This window comes from Leucobacter chromiiresistens, from assembly GCF_001477055.1.
Taxonomy (GTDB): Bacteria; Actinomycetota; Actinomycetes; order Actinomycetales; family Microbacteriaceae; genus Leucobacter; species Leucobacter chromiiresistens_A.
The window spans coordinates 64,395-81,476 of record NZ_LDRK01000010.1 but is presented as its reverse complement, the minus strand read 5'-3'; the positions used below and the strand labels follow the sequence as shown (position 1 = coordinate 81,476).

General features: G+C 69.3%; 16 protein-coding genes and 1 tRNA gene. 8 read left to right on the top strand and 9 right to left on the bottom strand.

Going from position 1 to position 17,082, the window contains the following annotated elements:
- Positions 1-124: 124 nt before the first annotated feature.
- From NS354_RS01945 to NS354_RS01930, 4 genes are all read right to left on the bottom strand, one after another.
- The gene (locus NS354_RS01945) at positions 125-1,753 is read right to left on the bottom strand and encodes an MFS transporter (RefSeq protein ID WP_193750682.1); all 1,629 of its coding nucleotides are present in this window, start codon (positions 1,751-1,753) and stop codon (positions 125-127) included.
- Complete coding sequence (gene glsA / locus NS354_RS01940; protein ID WP_058592929.1) at positions 1,750-2,760, bottom strand: glutaminase A; 1,011 nt, start codon at positions 2,758-2,760, stop codon at positions 1,750-1,752. Before glsA ends, NS354_RS01945 begins: the two co-directional genes overlap by 4 nt.
- A gap of 102 nt (positions 2,761-2,862) precedes the next feature.
- On the bottom strand, positions 2,863-3,618 hold the full coding sequence (locus NS354_RS01935; RefSeq protein WP_058592967.1) for a ZIP family metal transporter: 756 nt from the start codon (positions 3,616-3,618) through the stop codon (positions 2,863-2,865).
- Between the two features lie 343 nt (positions 3,619-3,961).
- A tRNA-Leu gene (locus NS354_RS01930) sits at positions 3,962-4,044 on the bottom strand.
- A 134-nt stretch (positions 4,045-4,178) separates the two neighbouring features.
- On the opposite strand from NS354_RS01930, the gene NS354_RS01925 reads away from it, so the two are divergent.
- The 7 genes from NS354_RS01925 (at position 4,179) to pknB (ending at position 13,444) form a co-directional block, all read left to right on the top strand.
- A complete protein-coding gene (locus NS354_RS01925) occupies positions 4,179-5,105 on the top strand; it encodes a DUF3662 and FHA domain-containing protein (protein ID WP_058592928.1) in 927 nt (308 codons plus the stop codon).
- Positions 5,102-5,665: an FHA domain-containing protein FhaB/FipA gene (locus tag NS354_RS01920; protein WP_058592927.1), complete on the top strand. Its 564-nt coding sequence runs from the start codon at positions 5,102-5,104 to the stop codon at positions 5,663-5,665. Before NS354_RS01925 ends, NS354_RS01920 begins: the two co-directional genes overlap by 4 nt.
- A gap of 2 nt (positions 5,666-5,667) precedes the next feature.
- On the top strand, positions 5,668-6,939 hold the full coding sequence (locus NS354_RS01915; protein WP_010155568.1) for a Stp1/IreP family PP2C-type Ser/Thr phosphatase: 1,272 nt from the start codon (positions 5,668-5,670) through the stop codon (positions 6,937-6,939).
- Positions 6,932-8,332, top strand: coding sequence for an FtsW/RodA/SpoVE family cell cycle protein (locus NS354_RS01910; RefSeq protein ID WP_058592926.1), 1,401 nt, complete (start codon positions 6,932-6,934; stop codon positions 8,330-8,332). The genes NS354_RS01915 and NS354_RS01910 overlap by 8 nt, the downstream gene beginning before the upstream one ends.
- On the top strand, positions 8,329-9,816 hold the full coding sequence (locus NS354_RS01905; protein WP_058592925.1) for a peptidoglycan D,D-transpeptidase FtsI family protein: 1,488 nt from the start codon (positions 8,329-8,331) through the stop codon (positions 9,814-9,816). Before NS354_RS01910 ends, NS354_RS01905 begins: the two co-directional genes overlap by 4 nt.
- Complete coding sequence (locus NS354_RS01900) at positions 9,813-11,621, top strand: serine/threonine-protein kinase (RefSeq protein ID WP_058592924.1); 1,809 nt, start codon at positions 9,813-9,815, stop codon at positions 11,619-11,621. The genes NS354_RS01905 and NS354_RS01900 overlap by 4 nt, the downstream gene beginning before the upstream one ends.
- A gap of 110 nt (positions 11,622-11,731) precedes the next feature.
- The gene (pknB, locus tag NS354_RS01895) at positions 11,732-13,444 is read left to right on the top strand and encodes a Stk1 family PASTA domain-containing Ser/Thr kinase (RefSeq protein WP_082677849.1); all 1,713 of its coding nucleotides are present in this window, start codon (positions 11,732-11,734) and stop codon (positions 13,442-13,444) included.
- A gap of 120 nt (positions 13,445-13,564) precedes the next feature.
- Here pknB and NS354_RS01890 read toward each other — a convergent pair whose 3' ends face one another.
- From NS354_RS01890 to NS354_RS01885, 3 genes are read right to left on the bottom strand one after another with little or no spacing between them, the layout of a single operon-like run.
- Entirely contained in the window at positions 13,565-14,200 is a 636-nt protein-coding gene (locus tag NS354_RS01890) for an anthranilate synthase component II (RefSeq protein ID WP_058592923.1), read from the bottom strand.
- The gene (locus tag NS354_RS13510; RefSeq protein WP_010155575.1) at positions 14,197-14,355 is read right to left on the bottom strand and encodes a hypothetical protein; all 159 of its coding nucleotides are present in this window, start codon (positions 14,353-14,355) and stop codon (positions 14,197-14,199) included. The genes NS354_RS01890 and NS354_RS13510 overlap by 4 nt, the downstream gene beginning before the upstream one ends.
- Positions 14,355-15,131, bottom strand: coding sequence for a class E sortase (locus NS354_RS01885; RefSeq protein ID WP_241490300.1), 777 nt, complete (start codon positions 15,129-15,131; stop codon positions 14,355-14,357). Before NS354_RS01885 ends, NS354_RS13510 begins: the two co-directional genes overlap by 1 nt.
- 59 nt (positions 15,132-15,190) lie before the next feature.
- Here NS354_RS01885 and NS354_RS01880 point away from each other — a divergent pair, with 59 nt between their 5' ends.
- Positions 15,191-15,466, top strand: coding sequence for a cell division protein CrgA (locus NS354_RS01880; protein ID WP_058592922.1), 276 nt, complete (start codon positions 15,191-15,193; stop codon positions 15,464-15,466).
- Between the two features lie 114 nt (positions 15,467-15,580).
- Here the strand turns inward: NS354_RS01880 and NS354_RS01875 are convergent, their stop codons facing one another.
- Positions 15,581-16,507: a rhomboid family intramembrane serine protease gene (locus tag NS354_RS01875; protein ID WP_058592921.1), complete on the bottom strand. Its 927-nt coding sequence runs from the start codon at positions 16,505-16,507 to the stop codon at positions 15,581-15,583.
- Between the two features lie 12 nt (positions 16,508-16,519).
- The gene (locus tag NS354_RS01870; RefSeq protein WP_058592920.1) at positions 16,520-17,029 is read right to left on the bottom strand and encodes a peptidylprolyl isomerase; all 510 of its coding nucleotides are present in this window, start codon (positions 17,027-17,029) and stop codon (positions 16,520-16,522) included.
- Positions 17,030-17,082: the final 53 nt, after the last annotated feature.

Here is a 17,082-nt window from a genome sequence, read left to right as displayed (position 1 = left end):
GGGAATTCCTCGCTACTCGGACGGCGCGCAGTGTTCAGTTCTCTGCCCGTGCCCGGGCGCGCCGAGGCCACCGCCGGGCGTGTTCCGGGCGCTCCCGCACCCCGCCCCGCTCGAGGGCGCAGCGCTACTCGGCCTCGGGATCCGGAATCTCGTCGGGCTTGTAACTCGGCAGCCGCGAAGCCGGCAGAGCTGCCACCGCGCTGATGCCGGCGAGGATGAGGAAGCCGAGCTTCAGCGTGCGCAACCGCTGATCCTCGTTCACCGCCACCGCGGCGTCGATCTGCTCGGGTGTCGCCGACGTGCCCTCCAGCGCCCCGCGCAGCTCGTCGTTGCCGACGAAGTTCACCGAGTCGAGATCCACCTGCGCGACGAGCTCCGGCGGCAGCTCCGGGTGATCCTCCACCGCCCGCGCGACCCCCGTGGTCAGCAGCGTCACGAGCACCGCGCCCATCACGGCCGTGCCCACCGCCGACGCCAGGTTCTGCGTCGTTCCGCGGATCGAGCCGACGTCGCCCGCGAGATGCTTCGGCACGGCGGTCACGAGCACGTTGAACACGAGCGTGACGAGCGCGCCCTGGCCGACCCCGAAGACGATGAGCCCCGCGATCGTCGGAATCGTCTCCCAGTTGTTCGTGACGACGAACGCGAGCCACACGAGGGCCGCCGTCGTCAGCCCGAACGAGAACAGGGCGATCGTGCGCGGCGCGAATCGGGAGTAGAAGCGCACGATCAGCGTGGCGGTGACGAACACGGTCAGGTTGAACGGCATCATCGCGAGCGAGGTGTCGAACGGCGTGCGCCCCTGCACCACCTGGATGTAGGTCGGCAGCGCGAAGTTCACCGCCGCCTCCATCAGCACGATGATGAACATGGCGTAGATCGCCGCGCGCTCCTGCGGCCGGTCGAGCACGCTCAGGTCGACGAGCGGCGTTCTGCCACTGCGCATGCGGCGCCGCGTCCACATGAAGAAGAGCTGCCCGAACACCACGCCGAGCACCACGAGCACGGGCGCCGGCGAGAGCCCGAGCACCGAGAACGGCGCCCCCTCCCGCACCGAGACCACGCCCCAGCCGTTGAGGTTGTTGAATCCGAGCGTCAGCATGACGATCGCGACGCCGATGAGCACGGAGGCCACGACGTCGATGCGCACGGAGCGATCGCCGCGGTCGGATCGCAGGCGGAAGCTCAGCGCGAACACCGCGACCGCGAGACCGAGCGTGATGATGAACACCGGGCGCCACCCGACCAGGGTGCCGAGCGTGCCGCCGATCAGGAAGGCGCTGACCCCCGAGAAGGCGCGGGCCGAGCCGAGCGAACCCACCGCGGTGGCCTGCTGATCCCCACGGTAGTTCTCGGCGATGAGGGCGACGAGCGACGGCACGATGATCGCAGCGGAGGCGCCGGCGAGCACCTGCCCCCCGATGGCCCACTCGATGGAGGGCGAGAAGATCATGAGGAGCGACGACCCGGCGAACGCGACGAGGACGATGCGGAAGATCAGCACCCACCCGACGCGCTGGCCCAGCTTCGCACCGGTCATCACGAGTGCGGCGACCGCGAGCCCGTAGACCACGATCGTGGTGCTGGCCGTGGTCGGGGGAACGCCGAAGTCCTCGACGAACCCGCCGAGCGAGATCGGCAGCGCTGCGACGTTGAACGACATCAGCACCTGCGCCAAGAAGAGCCCGATCATCGGGATCCAGGATCTGCGCTCCTCCGCCGCCGCGACCGTCGTGCGCTGTGCATTGCTCATGCCGTGCTCCCCGTTCTCGAGACCCCGCTGGCGAACAGATTGAGACCGAGTGCGCGCGAGAGGAAGGCGCACGCGCGCTGGCCGCGCACGCTATTGCCGGCCGGATCGAGCGGCGGCGAGAACGATCCGAGAGCGCCCTTGCCCGGCGAGATCGCCACGATCCCGCCCGAGACCCCCGACTTGGCCGGCAGACCGATCTCGAAGAGCCACTCGCCGGAGCGCTCGTACATGCCGCATGAGGCGAGCACGGTGAGCGTGTCGCGCGCGACCTCCTCGGCGACGACGCGCACGCCGGTCACCGGGTTGACGCCCCCGTCGGCGAGCGTCGCCCCCATCACGGCGAGGTCGTGGGCGGTCACGGTGAGGGCGCACTGGCGCGTGTACATGTCGACGATGGCGGCCGGGTCGCGTTCGAGCCGGCCGTACCCCTCGAGGAGCCGCGCGATGGCCCGGTTGCGGGTGTTCGTGCGCATCTCCGACTCGTACACCTCGACATCGACCGCGAGCTCGCGCCCCGCGAAGCGCGAGAGCCCGCCCCGGATCGCCTCCCAGCGCTCGTCGTGCGACTCCGCCGGCATCATCGCGGTCGTCGCGATCGCGCCCGCGTTGACCATCGGGTTCATCGGACTGCCGAGGTTCAGCTCGAGCGCCATCACCGAGTTGAACGGCAGGCCCGTGTTGTTCACGCCGACGCGCTCGTGCACGGCGTGGTGGCCGATCGCCTCGCAGACCAGCGCGAAGACGAACGCCTTCGAGATCGACTGGATGGTGAACGGATCGCCGGCGGCGCCGACCTCCGAGGTGGCGCCGTCGACGCCGATCAGCGAGAGCCCGAACCGATCGGGATCGGCCCGCGCGAGCACCGGGATGTAGTCGGCGACGACGCCGTCTCGCATCGGGGCGTAGCGTTCGTGGGCCTCGCGGAGCAGCTCGGCGACGCGCTCGCGCCCGGGGAGCGAACCCGTCGAGGCGCGCTGCCGCACGCCCTCCATGTCGACTTCGAACATCGAGCCTCCCCTGGTTCGAGTTCCCCCTGCGCCCAGTAAACTCCCGTCGCGTCGCCGACCGCAAGCACCACTTCGCTCGCGGCGGTGCGCCGCGCCCGCCCGTCAGCCGCCGAGGGAGTGCACGGTGAACGCGACGGCGAAGCCGAGCGCCGTGGTGAGCCCCGTCAGCATGTGGTCGTTCTCGAACGCCTCGGGAATCATCGAGTCGGAGAGCATCGCGAGGATCGCGCCTGCGGCGAGCGCCGTGATGAACGCGATCAGCCCGTCGGGGGCGCCGTCGAGCAGCAGGAACCCCGCCGCGGCCGACACGCCCGACAGCACCGCGATGACGCTCCACACGCCGAACACGTAGGCCGCGCTGCGGCCCGCCTGCTTCATGCCGGCGCTGCTCGAAAGCCCCTCGGGAACATTCGAGATGAAGACGGCGACGAGCATGGCGGGGCTCACGGCGCCCGCGGTCACGAGCCCCAGCCCGAGCACCAGTGATTCGGGAACGCCGTCGAGCAGGGCGCCGACCGCGATGGCGGTGCCGCTGCCCGGCTGCTCCGACTCGCTCTTCTGGCGCCCGTTCGAGCGCTTGCGGTGCCGCGCGCCCTTCCGGGCGAGTACGGCGTTCGCCGCCACGAAGATTACGGCACCGGTGAGGAAGCCGGAGACGGTGGGGAGCAGCCCGCCGCCGTCGGCGGCCTCGTCGACGAGCTCGAAGGCGAGGGCCGAGATCAGCACGCCGGCGCCGAAGGCCATGATCGTCGAGATCGCCTTCGGCGGGATCCGCCACCGCCAGGCGACGAACGCTCCGAGCAGCAGGGCGGCGCCGCCCACGAACCCCCACCACAGGGCCTGCAGCCACATCGGAATCATCGTCACCCCTGTTCGCGCTCGCGCGCATCGTCTCGAGGCCAAGCTACTCGCTCTAGTGCGCCCGCAGCGGGGCGTTGCGCTCCGGCGCCCCGCCATGCTCCGAGCCCCCGTCATGCTCCGCCCTCCGTTATGCAGGAGATCCGGCGTCACGCGGTCGCAAAGAGCAGAAGCCTCCTGTACGAACGCGGATCCCCTGCGCGAGAGGCGCGCGTCCACCGCGCGAGTACTGCCCCACGAGCACGGCCGCATGAGCGAGGCCCGCGCGATATCGCGCGCTGCGCGGGCTCCCCCGGAAAACGCAACAGCGCCCGACCCCTTCCGGGACCGGGCGCTGCACTCGTGCGCGAGGGGGGACTTGAACCCCCACGCCCTTGCGGGCACTGGCACCTGAAGCCAGCGCGTCTGCCATTCCGCCACTCGCGCGAGTCGTTTCCTGAGCGCTTCCACTCAGACAACTCCCCTAGCTTAGCAGCCGAAGCCCGACTCGCCAAAGCGGGCTAAACTAAACCAAACCGCCTCGGGCGCGATCCGGGGCTGACGAAGGGACGACACGGCACGTGGGCATTCTGGACAGCGTCGAGCGCGGGCTCGAACGAGCCGTCAACGGCGCGTTCGCGCGCACGTTCCGCTCGGGAGTGCAGCCGGTCGAGATCGCCTCGGCGCTCAAGCGCGAGCTCGACATCGGCGCCGTCGTGGTCGACCGCGACCGCGTGCTCGCCCCGAACCGCTTCGTCGTGCGCGTGTCGGAGAAGGACGCGGATCGCCTGTACCAGCTCGGCAGCACGCTCGGGCAGGAGCTGCGGGGCATCATCGTGAAGCACGCGAAGCGGCAGAGCTACCAGTTGCTCGGCGAGCCCGACGTCGAGATCCGCAGCGACAGCTCGATCACGGTCGGCGTGCTGCAGGTCGACGCCTCGCGGGTGGAGGGCGCGGTCGACTGGGTCGCGGCCATCGACGTCGACGGCACGCGCCACGAGCTGGGCCGGGGCACCACCACGGTGGGCCGCGGCAGCGACTGCGGCATCCGCATCAGCGACAACGCCGCCTCGCGCAAGCACCTCGAGCTGATCTGGGACGGGGCGGCGGGCATCGCCCGCGACCTCGGCTCCACGAACGGCTCGAAGATCAACGGCCAGCGGTTCCGCGAAGCGGCGCTCTCCCCCGGCACCGTCATCACCATCGGTCAGACGAGCCTGCAGTTCCAGCTGGTCCCCGGCCGGGAGAGCAGCCGGCGAGCAGCGCCTCCCGCACCGACGCGCGCGCAGCCCGCACAATCGGCGCAGCCGCCGCAGCCCGCCCGGCCTGCGCAGCGACTGACGCCCCCCGCAGATTTCCCGAGCGCTGCGCCGAGCGCCGGCCCCGCGCCCCGCGCGGCGGACGCACCCGACCGAGGCGTCGGGCGCAGCACCCCCCGCACGTCGAACCCGAAGCCCGCGCGAGACGCGGCTCCGGGCATCGACGAAGACTTCTGGAGAGGCCTGTGAGCGAACTCACCCTCCTGATCCTGCGCATCGGCTTCCTGCTGGTGCTGTGGATCTTCATCTTCGCCATCGTCTACGCGCTGCGCAGCGACCTGTTCGGCGCCCCGGTGCGTCGCATGAAGGGAGACGGGTCTGCATCGGTGCAGGCGGTCACCCCGGCGGCGGCTCCGCGGTCCTCCGCCCCCGCCGCGCCCGCTGCACCGCAGGCGGCGACGGGGCCCCCGGCGATCACCCCGAGCGGCGGCGCGCTGCCCACGGCCGGCGGCCTGGGCGCTCCCAAGCACCTCGTCATCACGTCGGGCGTCGCGTCCGGTACCTCGATCGTGCTCGACGACGACCTGGTGACGATCGGGCGCAGCAGCGATTCCACCCTGGTGATCGTCGACGAGTACACCTCGACCTATCACGCCCGCCTCGCCCGCACCGGCGGCGAGTGGATCCTCACCGACCTCGACTCCACGAACGGCACCCGTCTCGACGGCGCGCGCGTCACGAAGTCGGTTCCCGTGCCCCCGTACACGCCGGTCACCATCGGCACGACCACGTTCGAGTTGAGGCCCTGAGCGTGACGGTCACGTACGAGAGCGCCATCGGCTCCCATGTGGGCATGGTGCGGTCCAACAACCAGGATTCGGCGTTCGCCGGCGATCACATCTATCTCGTCGCAGACGGCATGGGCGGTCACGCGGGCGGCGACGTGGCCTCCGCGATCGCGGCGAAGGCGATGGCCGAGCTCGACGTACCGCCGACGGGCAGCCCAGAGGCGATGACGAACGTGCTGCGCACGGCGATCCTCGACACGAACACGAAGCTGCGCTCCACCGTGCGCGACCGCCCCGAGCTGGCCGGCATGGGCACGACCTTCACGGGCTTCATCCCGGTCGAGGATCAGCTGGCCATCGGCCACATCGGCGACTCCCGCCTGTACCTGCTGCGCGACGACGCGCTGCAGCAGATCACCAAGGATCACACGTTCGTGCAGCGCCTCGTCGACAGCGGCAAGATCACCGAGGAGGAGGCGAAGACCCACCCGCGCCGCTCGGTGCTGATGCGGGTGCTCGGCGACGTCGACTCCTCGCCGCAGGTCGACACCCTGGTGGTCGACACGCAGCCGGGCGACGTCTGGCTGCTGTGCTCGGACGGCCTCTGCGGCTACGTCGACGACGCCGATATCGAGAAGATCCTGCGCCGCCGCTCGACGCTGCAGAACGGCGTGGACGCGCTCATCGACAAGAGCCTGTCGCACGGCGCGCCCGACAACGTGACGGTCGTGCTCGTCGAGACCGTCGCCGCTCCCGCGGTCGACCCGGGCGACACCCTCGAGCTCAAGCAGGAGGGCCGGCGCTTCGCCGGATCGGCCGCGACGACCGAGGCCGCGATGGACGGCACGACGTCGACGGCCCGCAACCGCCTGCTCAGCCGCAAGCGCGCGGTGCGCAAGGCGCCCGTGGTCGAGGAGAGCCACTTCGAGTCGCGCGTCGACGAGTACCTGGCCGAGCTCATCGCGGAGACGAAGCGCCGCAATCGTCGCCGGCGCCTGCTGTGGGCGTTCGGCGGGATCGCCGTGCTCGTGGCCATCGGGGGCGCGCTGCTCGTCGGCTACCAGTGGACGCAGACCCGCTACTTCGTCGGCACCGACGACCGCACGGTCATCATCTACCAGGGCGTGCAGCAGAACATCGGCGCGCTCTCGCTCTACTCGGTCGCCGAGGACACCGAGATTCCGCTGGAGGATCTCGACGGCCTCGAGCAGCGGCAGGTGAAGCGCACGCTGACGGCGGGCTCCCTGGAGGAGGCGCGCGACATCGTGCTGCGATTGGGGGATACCGATGAGTGACGCCCAGTCGGCCGACGGCGGGCAGGCCCGCACGTTCGAGAAGACCCGCACCAGCGAGACGGTGCTGCAGCGCATCACGGCGCTGCGCGCGCCGCGCAAGCTGCAGGCGCTCGAGCTGGCGCTGCTCGTCTTCGCGGTCGCCATCGGCGTCGGCGCGATCGTCATCATCGATCTCACCCTCGGGGGCGCACCGTCGACGGAGCTCCTGCCGATGGGCGCCGCGTTCGCCGTCGCGCTCATCGGGCTGCACCTGACCATCCGCCGCATCGCGCCCGACGCCGACCCGCTCATCATGCCGATCGCGGCGATGCTGAACATGGTCGGCATCGCGATGATCTACCGCATCTCCTTCGACGAGGAGGCGGCCTTCCCGGTGCGGCAGCTCCTCTGGTCGACCATCGCGGTCGTCGCCGCCATCGCAGTGCTCTGGGTGATCCGCAACCACATGGTGCTGTTCCGGTACACGTACCTCACGGGTCTCGCCGCGGTGGTGCTGCTGCTCCTGCCGATGCTTCCCGGCATCGGCCAGACGCTCAACGGCGCCCGCGTCTGGATCAACATCGGCGGCTTCTCGTTCCAGCCGGGCGAGATCGCGAAGATCCTGCTCGCCGTCTTCTTCGCCGGGTACCTGGTGCGCAGCCGCGATTCGCTCGCGATGGCGGGCAAGAAGATCCTCGGCATCCGCTTCCCGCGCGCACGCGACCTCGGTCCGCTCATCGTGTTCTGGCTCGCCGCGATGTCGGTGCTCGTGTTCCAGCGCGATCTCGGCACCTCGCTCCTCTACTTCGGCCTCTTCCTCTCGATGCTGTACCTGGCGACGGGCCGAATCGGCTGGATCATCCTCGGCCTCGGCCTCTTCCTCGCGGGCGGCCTGATCGCGAGCCAGACGCTGCCCTACGTCGGCAACCGGTTCGCGAACTGGCTCGACCCGTTCGCCGATCCGAACGGCGCGAGCTACCAGATGGTGCAGGGCCTCTTCGGCATGGCGAACGGCGGCATGACGGGCACCGGCCTGGGCCAGGGGTACCCGGCGGTGACGCCGCTCTCGTTCAGCGACTACATCATTCCGAGCATCGGCGAGGAGCTGGGCCTCATCGGGCTCTTCGTGATCCTCGCCGCCTACCTGCTGCTCGTCGGCCGGGGCCTCCGCATCGGGTTCGCCGGGCACGACGACTTCGGCAAGCTGCTCGCCGCGGGCCTCGCGTTCACCATCGCGTTCCAGGTCTTCATCGTGGTCGGCGGCGTCACCCGGGTGATCCCGCTCACGGGCCTCACCGCGCCGTTCCTGGCCGCGGGCGGTTCGTCGCTCGTCTCGAACTGGATCATCATCGCCCTCCTGATCCTCCTGTCGAACTCGGTTCGCAACCGACCGAAGCTGGTGATCCGCTCATGAACAAGCCCCTCAAGCTCATCACTCGCGCCGTGTTCGGCATGTTCATCGTGCTGTTCTTCTCGGTCACGATGATCCAGTTCGTGCAGGCCGACGACCTGCGCGCCAACGCGCTGAACTCGCGCGCGCTGATGAACAGCTACAAGGTCGAGCGCGGCGCGATCCTCGTCGACGGCGATCCCGTCGCCTTCTCCACGCCGACCGACGACGACTTCCAGTACGTGCGGCAGTACGCGAACGGCCCCATGTACGCGCCGCTCACCGGCTATTTCTCGCGCACGCAGGGCATGACGGGTCTCGAGGCCGCGATGAACCAGGACCTGTCGGGCAGCGGCAACGCCCAGTTCTTCACGCGCATCATGAACACCCTGAACGGCGTCGAGCCGCAGGGCAGCTCGATCGAGACCACCATCGACCCGGCGGCGCAGGAGGCGGCGTACACGGCGATGACCGAGAACGGGTTCGAGGGCGCCGTCGTCGCGCTGGAGCCGAAGACCGGCAAGATCCTCGCGCTCACCTCGACGCCCGGGTTCGACCCGAACGCGCTCTCGAGCAACAACGACGCAGACATCATCACGAACTACCGCCAGCTCAACGACGACCCGTCGCAACCGCTGCAGAACCGCGCCATCGCGGGCGATCTGTACCCTCCGGGATCGGTCTACAAGCTGATCTCGGCCGCCGCGGCGATCGAGTCGGGTGCGGCGACGCCCTCGACCGAGTTCGACAACCCGGCGCAGTGGACGCTGCCGCAGTCGAGCTCCGTGCTGCAGAACGCGTCGCGGAGCACGTGCGGGTCGGGCGACAAGGCGACGCTCGATCAGGCGCTCGTGCTGTCGTGCAACATCCCCATCGCCGAGATGACGACGAAGATGGACGACAACGCGGTGCCCGACATGGCGGCGAAGTTCGGGTTCGGGCAGGATCTCGCGATCCCCACCCCGGTGACCCCGAGCCAGTCGCCCGTGCCCGAGAGCAAGGCGCAGGTCGCCCTCGCGTCGATCGGTCAGCAGGACGTGCGGGCCACCCCGCTGCAGATCGCGATGGTGTCGGCCGGAATCGCGAACGGCGGCACCGTCATGAAGCCGTACCTCGTCGACAAGGTCATCACGCCCGATCTGACGGTGGAGAAGGAGTTCTCCCCCGAGCAGTTCAGTCAGCCGGTCTCCGAGAAGACGGCCGACGCGGTGGCGAGCATGATGGAGCACGGCGTGAACAAGCCGGAGGGGCTCGCGCAGAACGCGGCGATCGACGGCGTCCGCGTCGCGGGGAAGACGGGCACCGCCGAGAACGGCACGGACGCGGATGGGAATGATCTTCCCTTCACGCTGTGGTTCACTGGTTTCGCACCGGTGGAGGATCCGGAGGTCGCGGTAGCCGTAGTGATCGCCGACGGCGGTGGCGCGAACTTCGGAAATGAGGGAGGCTCGTTCGAGCTTCCGACGGCTGTTGGAAAACGAGTAATGGAAGCGGTGTTGAGCGAATGAGGCCAGCGGCAGGGATCACATTCGGCGGACGCTACGAGCTCAGCTCGAGGATCGCCGTCGGTGGCATGGGTGAGGTCTGGAAGGCGACCGACAGCATTATCGGCCGCACCGTCGCCATCAAGATCCTCAAGGACGAGTACATGGGCGATCCCGGCTTCCTCGAGCGCTTCCGCGCCGAGGCGCGCCACGCCGCGCTCGTGAACCACGAGGGCATCGCGAACGTGTTCGACTACGGCGAGGAGCAGGGCTCCGCGTACATCGTGATGGAGCTCGTGCCCGGCGAGCCGCTGTCGGCGATCATCGACCGCGAGGGGCGCCTGCCCGCGAACCGGGTGCTCGGCATCGTCGCGCAGACCGCGACCTCGCTGCAGGCGGCGCACGACGCGGGTCTCGTGCACCGCGACATCAAGCCCGGCAACCTGCTCATCACGCCCGAGGGCCGGGTGAAGATCACCGACTTCGGCATCGCGCGGATCGCCGACCAGGTGCCGCTGACCGCGACCGGTCAGGTCATGGGCACGGTGCAGTACCTCGCGCCGGAGCAGGCCAGCGGCCACACCGCGACCGCGGCCACCGACATCTACTCGCTCGGCGTCGTCGCGTACGAGTGCCTCGCCGGCAAGCGCCCCTTCACCGGCGAGTCGCAGGTCGCCATCGCCATGGCGCAGATCAACGACACGCCGCCCGACCTGCCGACCGACATCCCCGAGCCCGTCCGCAACCTCGTGCTCGCCTGCCTCGCGAAGGATGCGGCCGGCCGCCCGATGACGGCCGCCAAGCTCGCGCAGGCCGCGACCGCGCTGCACCGCGGCGACGTGCAGCTCGCCGCGAGCTACGTGCCGCAGGTGCTCGGCGACAGCCAGCCCGCGACGATGGCGCTGCCGCAGACCTCCGTCTCCGACGCCGCGACCACGGCGCTGCCGCAGACGACGGCGATGCCCGGCGCCCTGCCGCTCGAGGCGCCGTCCGAGGACGAGACCCCGGTCGACGAGGAGCCGAAGAAGAAGAAGCGCAGTCCGTGGACCTGGCCGCTGATCACGCTGCTGGTGCTGCTGCTGCTCATCGGCGGCGGCACCGCCATCGCGCTGCTGAACGGCAGCAATGACGCCGACACGCCGCCGACCACGTCGACGCCGACGCGCACGACCACCCCGGCCGAGACCACGACGCCGCCCGAGCCGACCACGGGCGTCGTCGACGGCGACGAGGTGGTCGGGCGCAACGTCGACGAGGCCGTCGCCTACCTGCAGGGCCTCGGCTTCACCAACGTCACCACGGCTCCGGGCAACCAGGCACCCGACGATCAGGTGAACCTGGTGACCTCGGTGAACCCGACGGGGAGCAGCGTGCCGCTCGACGAGCCCATCACGCTGACGTACAACGTGGCCTACGGCGAGGCGCCGGCGCCGGGAGCGCCGACCGGGCCGAGCTCGGTGGAGTCGGGCGCATCGTTCACGGTCTCGCTGCCGACGTACGTGTGCCCCACCGGCATGCAGGTGTCGAACTACAACGTCACGGTGTCGGGCGACGGCAGCCTCGCGAGCATCTCGGGCACGACGGCGAACCTCCAGGCGAAGTCGCCCGACGCGGGCGGCACGATCACGGTGAACTACACCGTCGCCTGCCAGGGCAACGGCACCGAGCGCGTGTCGCCCGCCTCGCCCGATCTCTCGATCACGGTCGAGGCTCCCGAGGAGGAGCCGAGCGCCGGGAACGGAACGGGCGGCAGCGGCAACTCGGGTGCGAACGGCTCGGGCGGCGGCAACAGCAACCCTGCGCCCGGTCTGATCGGCGACGACCGGTGAGCTGGACGGACCGGTGAGGGCGGCCGAGCGGTGAGCGGGACCGACTGATAACAGGTCGGCCACACGGCGAACACCCGGTTCGCATGAAGGTAAACTGAGGACGGTAATCCATGACCACGGAAGAGGTGAACATGCCCGAAACGACCGACGTCGGCGAACAGCGGATTCTCGCCGGCCGGTACGCGATCGGGGAGTTCGTCGGCCAGGGTGGCATGGCGACGGTGTACCGGGGCACCGATACGAAGCTCGGGCGGCAGGTCGCCATCAAGGTCATGAAGGCCGACCTCGCGGGTGACGCGCAGTTCCGCTCCCGCTTCCGTCAGGAGGCGCAGTCGGCATCGCGGATGGCGCACCCCACGGTGGTGCGCGTGTTCGACGCCGGAGACGACCTGATTCAGACCGCTGAGGGCCCGAAGCGCCTCCCGTTCATCGTGATGGAGTACGTCGAGGGCACCAACCTGCGCCAGCTCGAAGCCGAGGGGCGCCTCTCGCAAACGGAGGCGTGCCGCGTCGTCGACTCCGTGCTCACGGCGCTCGAGTACTCGCACCGCGCCGGCATCGTGCACCGCGACATCAAGCCCGCCAACATCATGATCACGAAGAGTGGTCAGGTGAAGGTGATGGACTTCGGCATCGCCCGCGCCGTCTCCGATACGTCGTCGACGCTGCAGGAGACGACGGCCATTCTCGGCACCGCGGCGTACTTCTCGCCCGAGCAGGCGAAGGGCGAGTCAATCGACGCGCGCACCGACCTGTACTCGACCGCGGTCATGCTCTACGAACTGCTCACGGGCGACGTGCCGTTCCGCGGCGACACCGCTGTGGCCGTCGCGTATCAGCACGTCAGCGAGCGGCCGAAGCCGCCGAGCGAGCGCGAGCCCGAGGTCACCCCCGAGCTCGACCGCGTGGTGCTCTACGGTCTCGCGAAGGATCGCGCGAAGCGCTTCCAGTCGGCCTCCGAGTTCCGCGAGGCGCTGCGCGAGGCCGCCGAGGGCCGCATGCCGAAGCTCGCAGTGCAGCAGCAGGACACGGTGCTGTTCTCCGGCGGCGAGGAGGTGTCGGAGTCGGATCTCGCGCTCCGCCAGCTCTCGGATGGCGGTGCGACCCGCACGCAGAGCCGCCCGCCGGTGATGTGGACCTGGGCCGCGATTCTCACGATCGGCGCGGTGATCGCCGCCGTCGTGTTCTGGCTGGTCACCCTCGCCCCGCAGGAGTTCATGCCGGATTCCTCCCGCGAGGTGCCCGAGCTCGTCGACATGCCGAGTGCTGAGGCCCTCGATCGCCTGCGCGAGCTGGAGCTGACGACGATCAGCGTCGAGCAGACGAGCGACACCATCGCGAACGACCACGTGATCTCCACGCTTCCCGAGGCAGGATCGGTGCTGACGGCCGGCGACAGCATCACCGTCTACGTGTCGACCGGGCCGGAGACCGCGAAGGTGCCCGCCATCGGACGCATGTCTGAAGAGGACTACCGCGAGAAGATCGAGGATCTCGGCCTGACGGTCGGCATCGTCTCCAAGCGCGACGATCCCACCGAGGCCGCCGGCCGCGTGCTCAGCGTCAGCCCCGAGCCCGGCACCGAGGTGCAGTCGGGCACCGGCATCGAGATGGTGGTCTCGAGCGGCAACGTGCAGGTTCCCGATGTCGTCGCGCAGCCGATGCAGGTCGCGAAGTCGATGGTGGAGAGCCTGGGCCTCAACGTGACCTACACACCCGAACCGTCGTGCCCGACGGTCGAGGGCTACCCGATCATCGAGCAGTCGATCGTCGGCTCGCAGGCGCAGCGTTCGGCGCTCAGCTTGAAGTACTGCTCGGGCTGAGGCGACCGCGCGCGGCCGATCCCGTTCGCTGCGATGCGGCCGATCCCGCGCCCGTCGGCGCCGCCGAACCTCAGACCGCGCCCGTCGGCGCCGCCGAACCTCAGCCCGCGCCGACGCGGATCAGTCGGTGAGCAGCGGCGACAGTGTGCGCGCGACCTCGGCGGCGTTGGGCACGCCCACGACCGTGAGCCAGTTGCCGAGCTGCTGGTATCCGCCCTCCGTGAGCACCGACTCGGGATGGTACTGCACCCCGTAGATCGGCAGTTCACGGTGGCGGAACGCCATGACGATGCCGCTCGCGGTCTCGGCGGTGATGACGAGGCTCTCGGGCACCGTGTCGCGCACCACGGCGAGCGAGTGATAACGGGTCGCGTCGAACTCCGCGGCCACGCCGTCGAAGAACGGATCGTCGGTGTGCACCACGCGCGACACCTTGCCGTGCATGAGCTCCTCGGCGTGCGTCACGACGCCGCCCAGCGCCTCGGCGATCGCCTGGTGCCCGAGGCACACGCCCAGGAGCGGCACACCGGTTCGGAGGGCGAGATCGACCATGGCGATCGATACACCCGCCTCGGCGGGAGTGCCCGGCCCGGGCGAGATCAGCACCCCATCGTATTCGGCGACCAGCGCTTCGAGGCCGGCGGGCGTCACCTCGTCGTTGCGCATCACGTGCGTCTCGGCGCCGAGCTGCTGCAGGTAGCCGTTCAGCGTGTAGACGAAGCTGTCGTAGTTGTCGATGACGAGAATTCTGCTCATGTGGCGACCGTCACTTCCTCGCCCGGCATCTGCGTGGCGACCCAGGGGTAGACGTACGCGATCAGCGCGTACACGATGACTGCTGCGACCAGGAGCAGCACGATGACGCGCAGCCATGCCGGTCCCGGGAAGAAGCGCCAGAGTATCGAGAACACTATTCCTGATCCCCTCTGAGGGCCTGAGTCGCGCCCATCGTCGGATTGAGGTCGAGGAGTTCCTGCGGCGGGCCGTCGGATCGGGGCTGGAAGCCCTCGAACACCGAGTAGGCGATCGCTCGCTCGTCGCTGCCCGCCATCTTGGGGTGGCAGGTGGTGAGGGTGAGGATCTGATCGTCGCCGGGGGTGCCCTCCAGGCGCGGGAACGGATTGAGCACGTCGACCTCGTCGGGCGTCACGTACTCGATCGACCGGAATCGGTAGGTGTACCAGCCGTCGGCCGTCTCGACGAAGAGCGGATCCCCGACGCGCAGATTCATCACCTCGCGGAATGAGTTGATGAGCGGCCCCGAGCGGTGGCCGGCGAGGGCGAAGTTGCCCGGTTCACCGGGCATCTGCGTCGTCTCGTACCGGCCGATCCCCTTGTCGTCGAGATTGAGCACGGTGTCCCAGTCCGTGCCCTCGGCGACCCGGTTGGCGTAGGTGGTGCCGAACGAGGGGACGCGCAGCACGGCGAAGACCTCCGCGGGCTCTGGCTGCGCCGGGACGGGGACGACGCCGTCGAAGGGTTCCGCTGACGCCTCGCTGTCCCACCGAGCCGAATCCTCGTCGGAGAGGCCGGTCTGCTTGGCGGTGACTCCGACTCCGGTGTGCCAGGGCTGCCAGACGATGTAGCCCATGACGGCGAGGCCTCCGACCAGCAGCAGCTCGCCGATCACCGTCAACGGGCTCAGCCTCGCGCGACGGCGGCGACCCCTCTGGACTGTCTCGTTCACCCCCACATTCTAAAGCGTGCTCACTGGGCGCGAACCAGGTTCCGGGTAGACTGTCACCCATGGCAGCAGCTGGGAAGAATGTAAGCAAGCGGAATTCGGCCGAGGTCGCGCAGAATCGCGCTGATCTGGCGGCTGCGCGCAAAGAGGCTCCGAACCCGATCTGGTTCAAGCCCGTCATGTTCGGCTTCATGCTGCTCGGTCTGATCTGGATCGTGCTCTACTACATCACGAGTTCGAGCCTGCAACTGCCGATCCCCGCCTTCGGTCAGGCCAACATCTTCATCGGCTTCGGGCTCGTGCTCGTCGGCTTCCTCATGACACCGTGGTGGAAGTGACCCGAAACGTGTCGTGAATCACACGGGTGTAATTCTCCCCAGTTGGGGAGGAACCTGTGGATAACTGACTGAGGCCCGGCATCCGCCGGGCCTCAGTCAGTTGTCGAGCAGAGATCAGCCGACGAACTGCGCTGCGGGCGCGACGACGAAGTACGCTCCCGAGATCAGCACCAGCAGCGCGCCGAGCCCGACGAGCCCCGCCACGCGCCGCCGGCGCAACCGCGGCCCGCGCGTCGCGAGCAGCAGCCACATCGTCGCCGCCCCGACGATCAGACCGCCGAGATGCGCCTGCCAGGAGATCGCGGCTCCGGGAATCAGGCCGATCGCGAAGTTGATCGCGATCAGCACGGCGAGCGACGTGATGTTGGCGCGGGCGGCCCGCATCGCGACGAGCGTCGCGGCGAGCACGCCGAAGATCGCTCCCGAAGCGCCGACAGTCGGCGCGACCAGGGCCTGCGGATCGACGTAGGCCCACATCATGACGCCCAGCGATCCCCCGACTCCCGCGAACAGGAACAGCACGGCGAACGCCGCCCGCCCGATCGCCTGCTCCAGATTCCTCCCGAACAACCACAGCGCGTAGAGGTTGAAGAGGATGTGGAGGAAGAACGTGGGCGAGTGCGTGAACATCGCCGTCAGCAGTCGCCACGGCTCGAACGCGCCGGGCATCGAATACAGCGGCGCGTACCAGAGGGCCGCCGTGACGCCGTTCCCGCCGAAGGTCGCGCTCAGCCACTGCGCGACGAAGACGACCGCGCACAGCAGCATGATCCCGTACGTCACCGGCGCATCGAGCGCCGCGATCCTGCGCCCCGCGACCCGAGTCGATCGCGCCGCTCGCTGCCCGGCGGGTGCGCGCATCTCCTTCGTGCACTCGGGGCACAGCACCCCCACCGCAGACACGACCTGGCAGTCCCCGCAGATCGTGCGTCCGCACCGCTGGCACAGCGCGAAACTGCGCACGCCGGGGTGGCGGTAGCAGACGTCGTCGGGGCCGGGTTCGACGCGTTCGCCGTACACCGGCCCCGACCCGTTCGTCACCTGCGCTCGTCCTCAGGCCGCAGCGACGTCGACGCCGGAGATCACGACGTCCTCGACCGGACGATCCTGCGCACCGGTCTGCACGTTCGAGATCGCGTCCACCACCGAACGGGAGGCGTCATCGGCCACGACGCCGAAGATGGTGTGCTTGCCGTTCAGCCAGTCGGGCGCCGTCGTCGTGATGAAGAACTGCGAGCCGTTGGTGCCTGCGAGACGGCCCGTCATGTCGGGGCGCTTGCCCGCGTTGGCCATAGCCAGCTGGTAGGGCTCGCTGAAGGTGAGCTCCGGGTGGATCTCGTCGTCGAAGGTGTAGCCGGGGCCGCCCGTGCCGGTGCCGGTCGGGTCGCCGCCCTGGATCATGAAGTTCGGGATGATGCGGTGGAAGATGACGCCGTCGTAGAACCCCTTCTCGGCGAGGTCGACGAAGTTCTTCACCGTCTTCGGAGCGTGGTCTCCGAAGAGGTTGACGACGATGTCGCCGTGGTTCGTGTGGATGGTCGCTACTGAGGAGTGAATCGTCATGCGACCAGTGTAGGGCTGGAGGGGTGGGAAGAAAGTGTTGTCAAGGCCCTTCG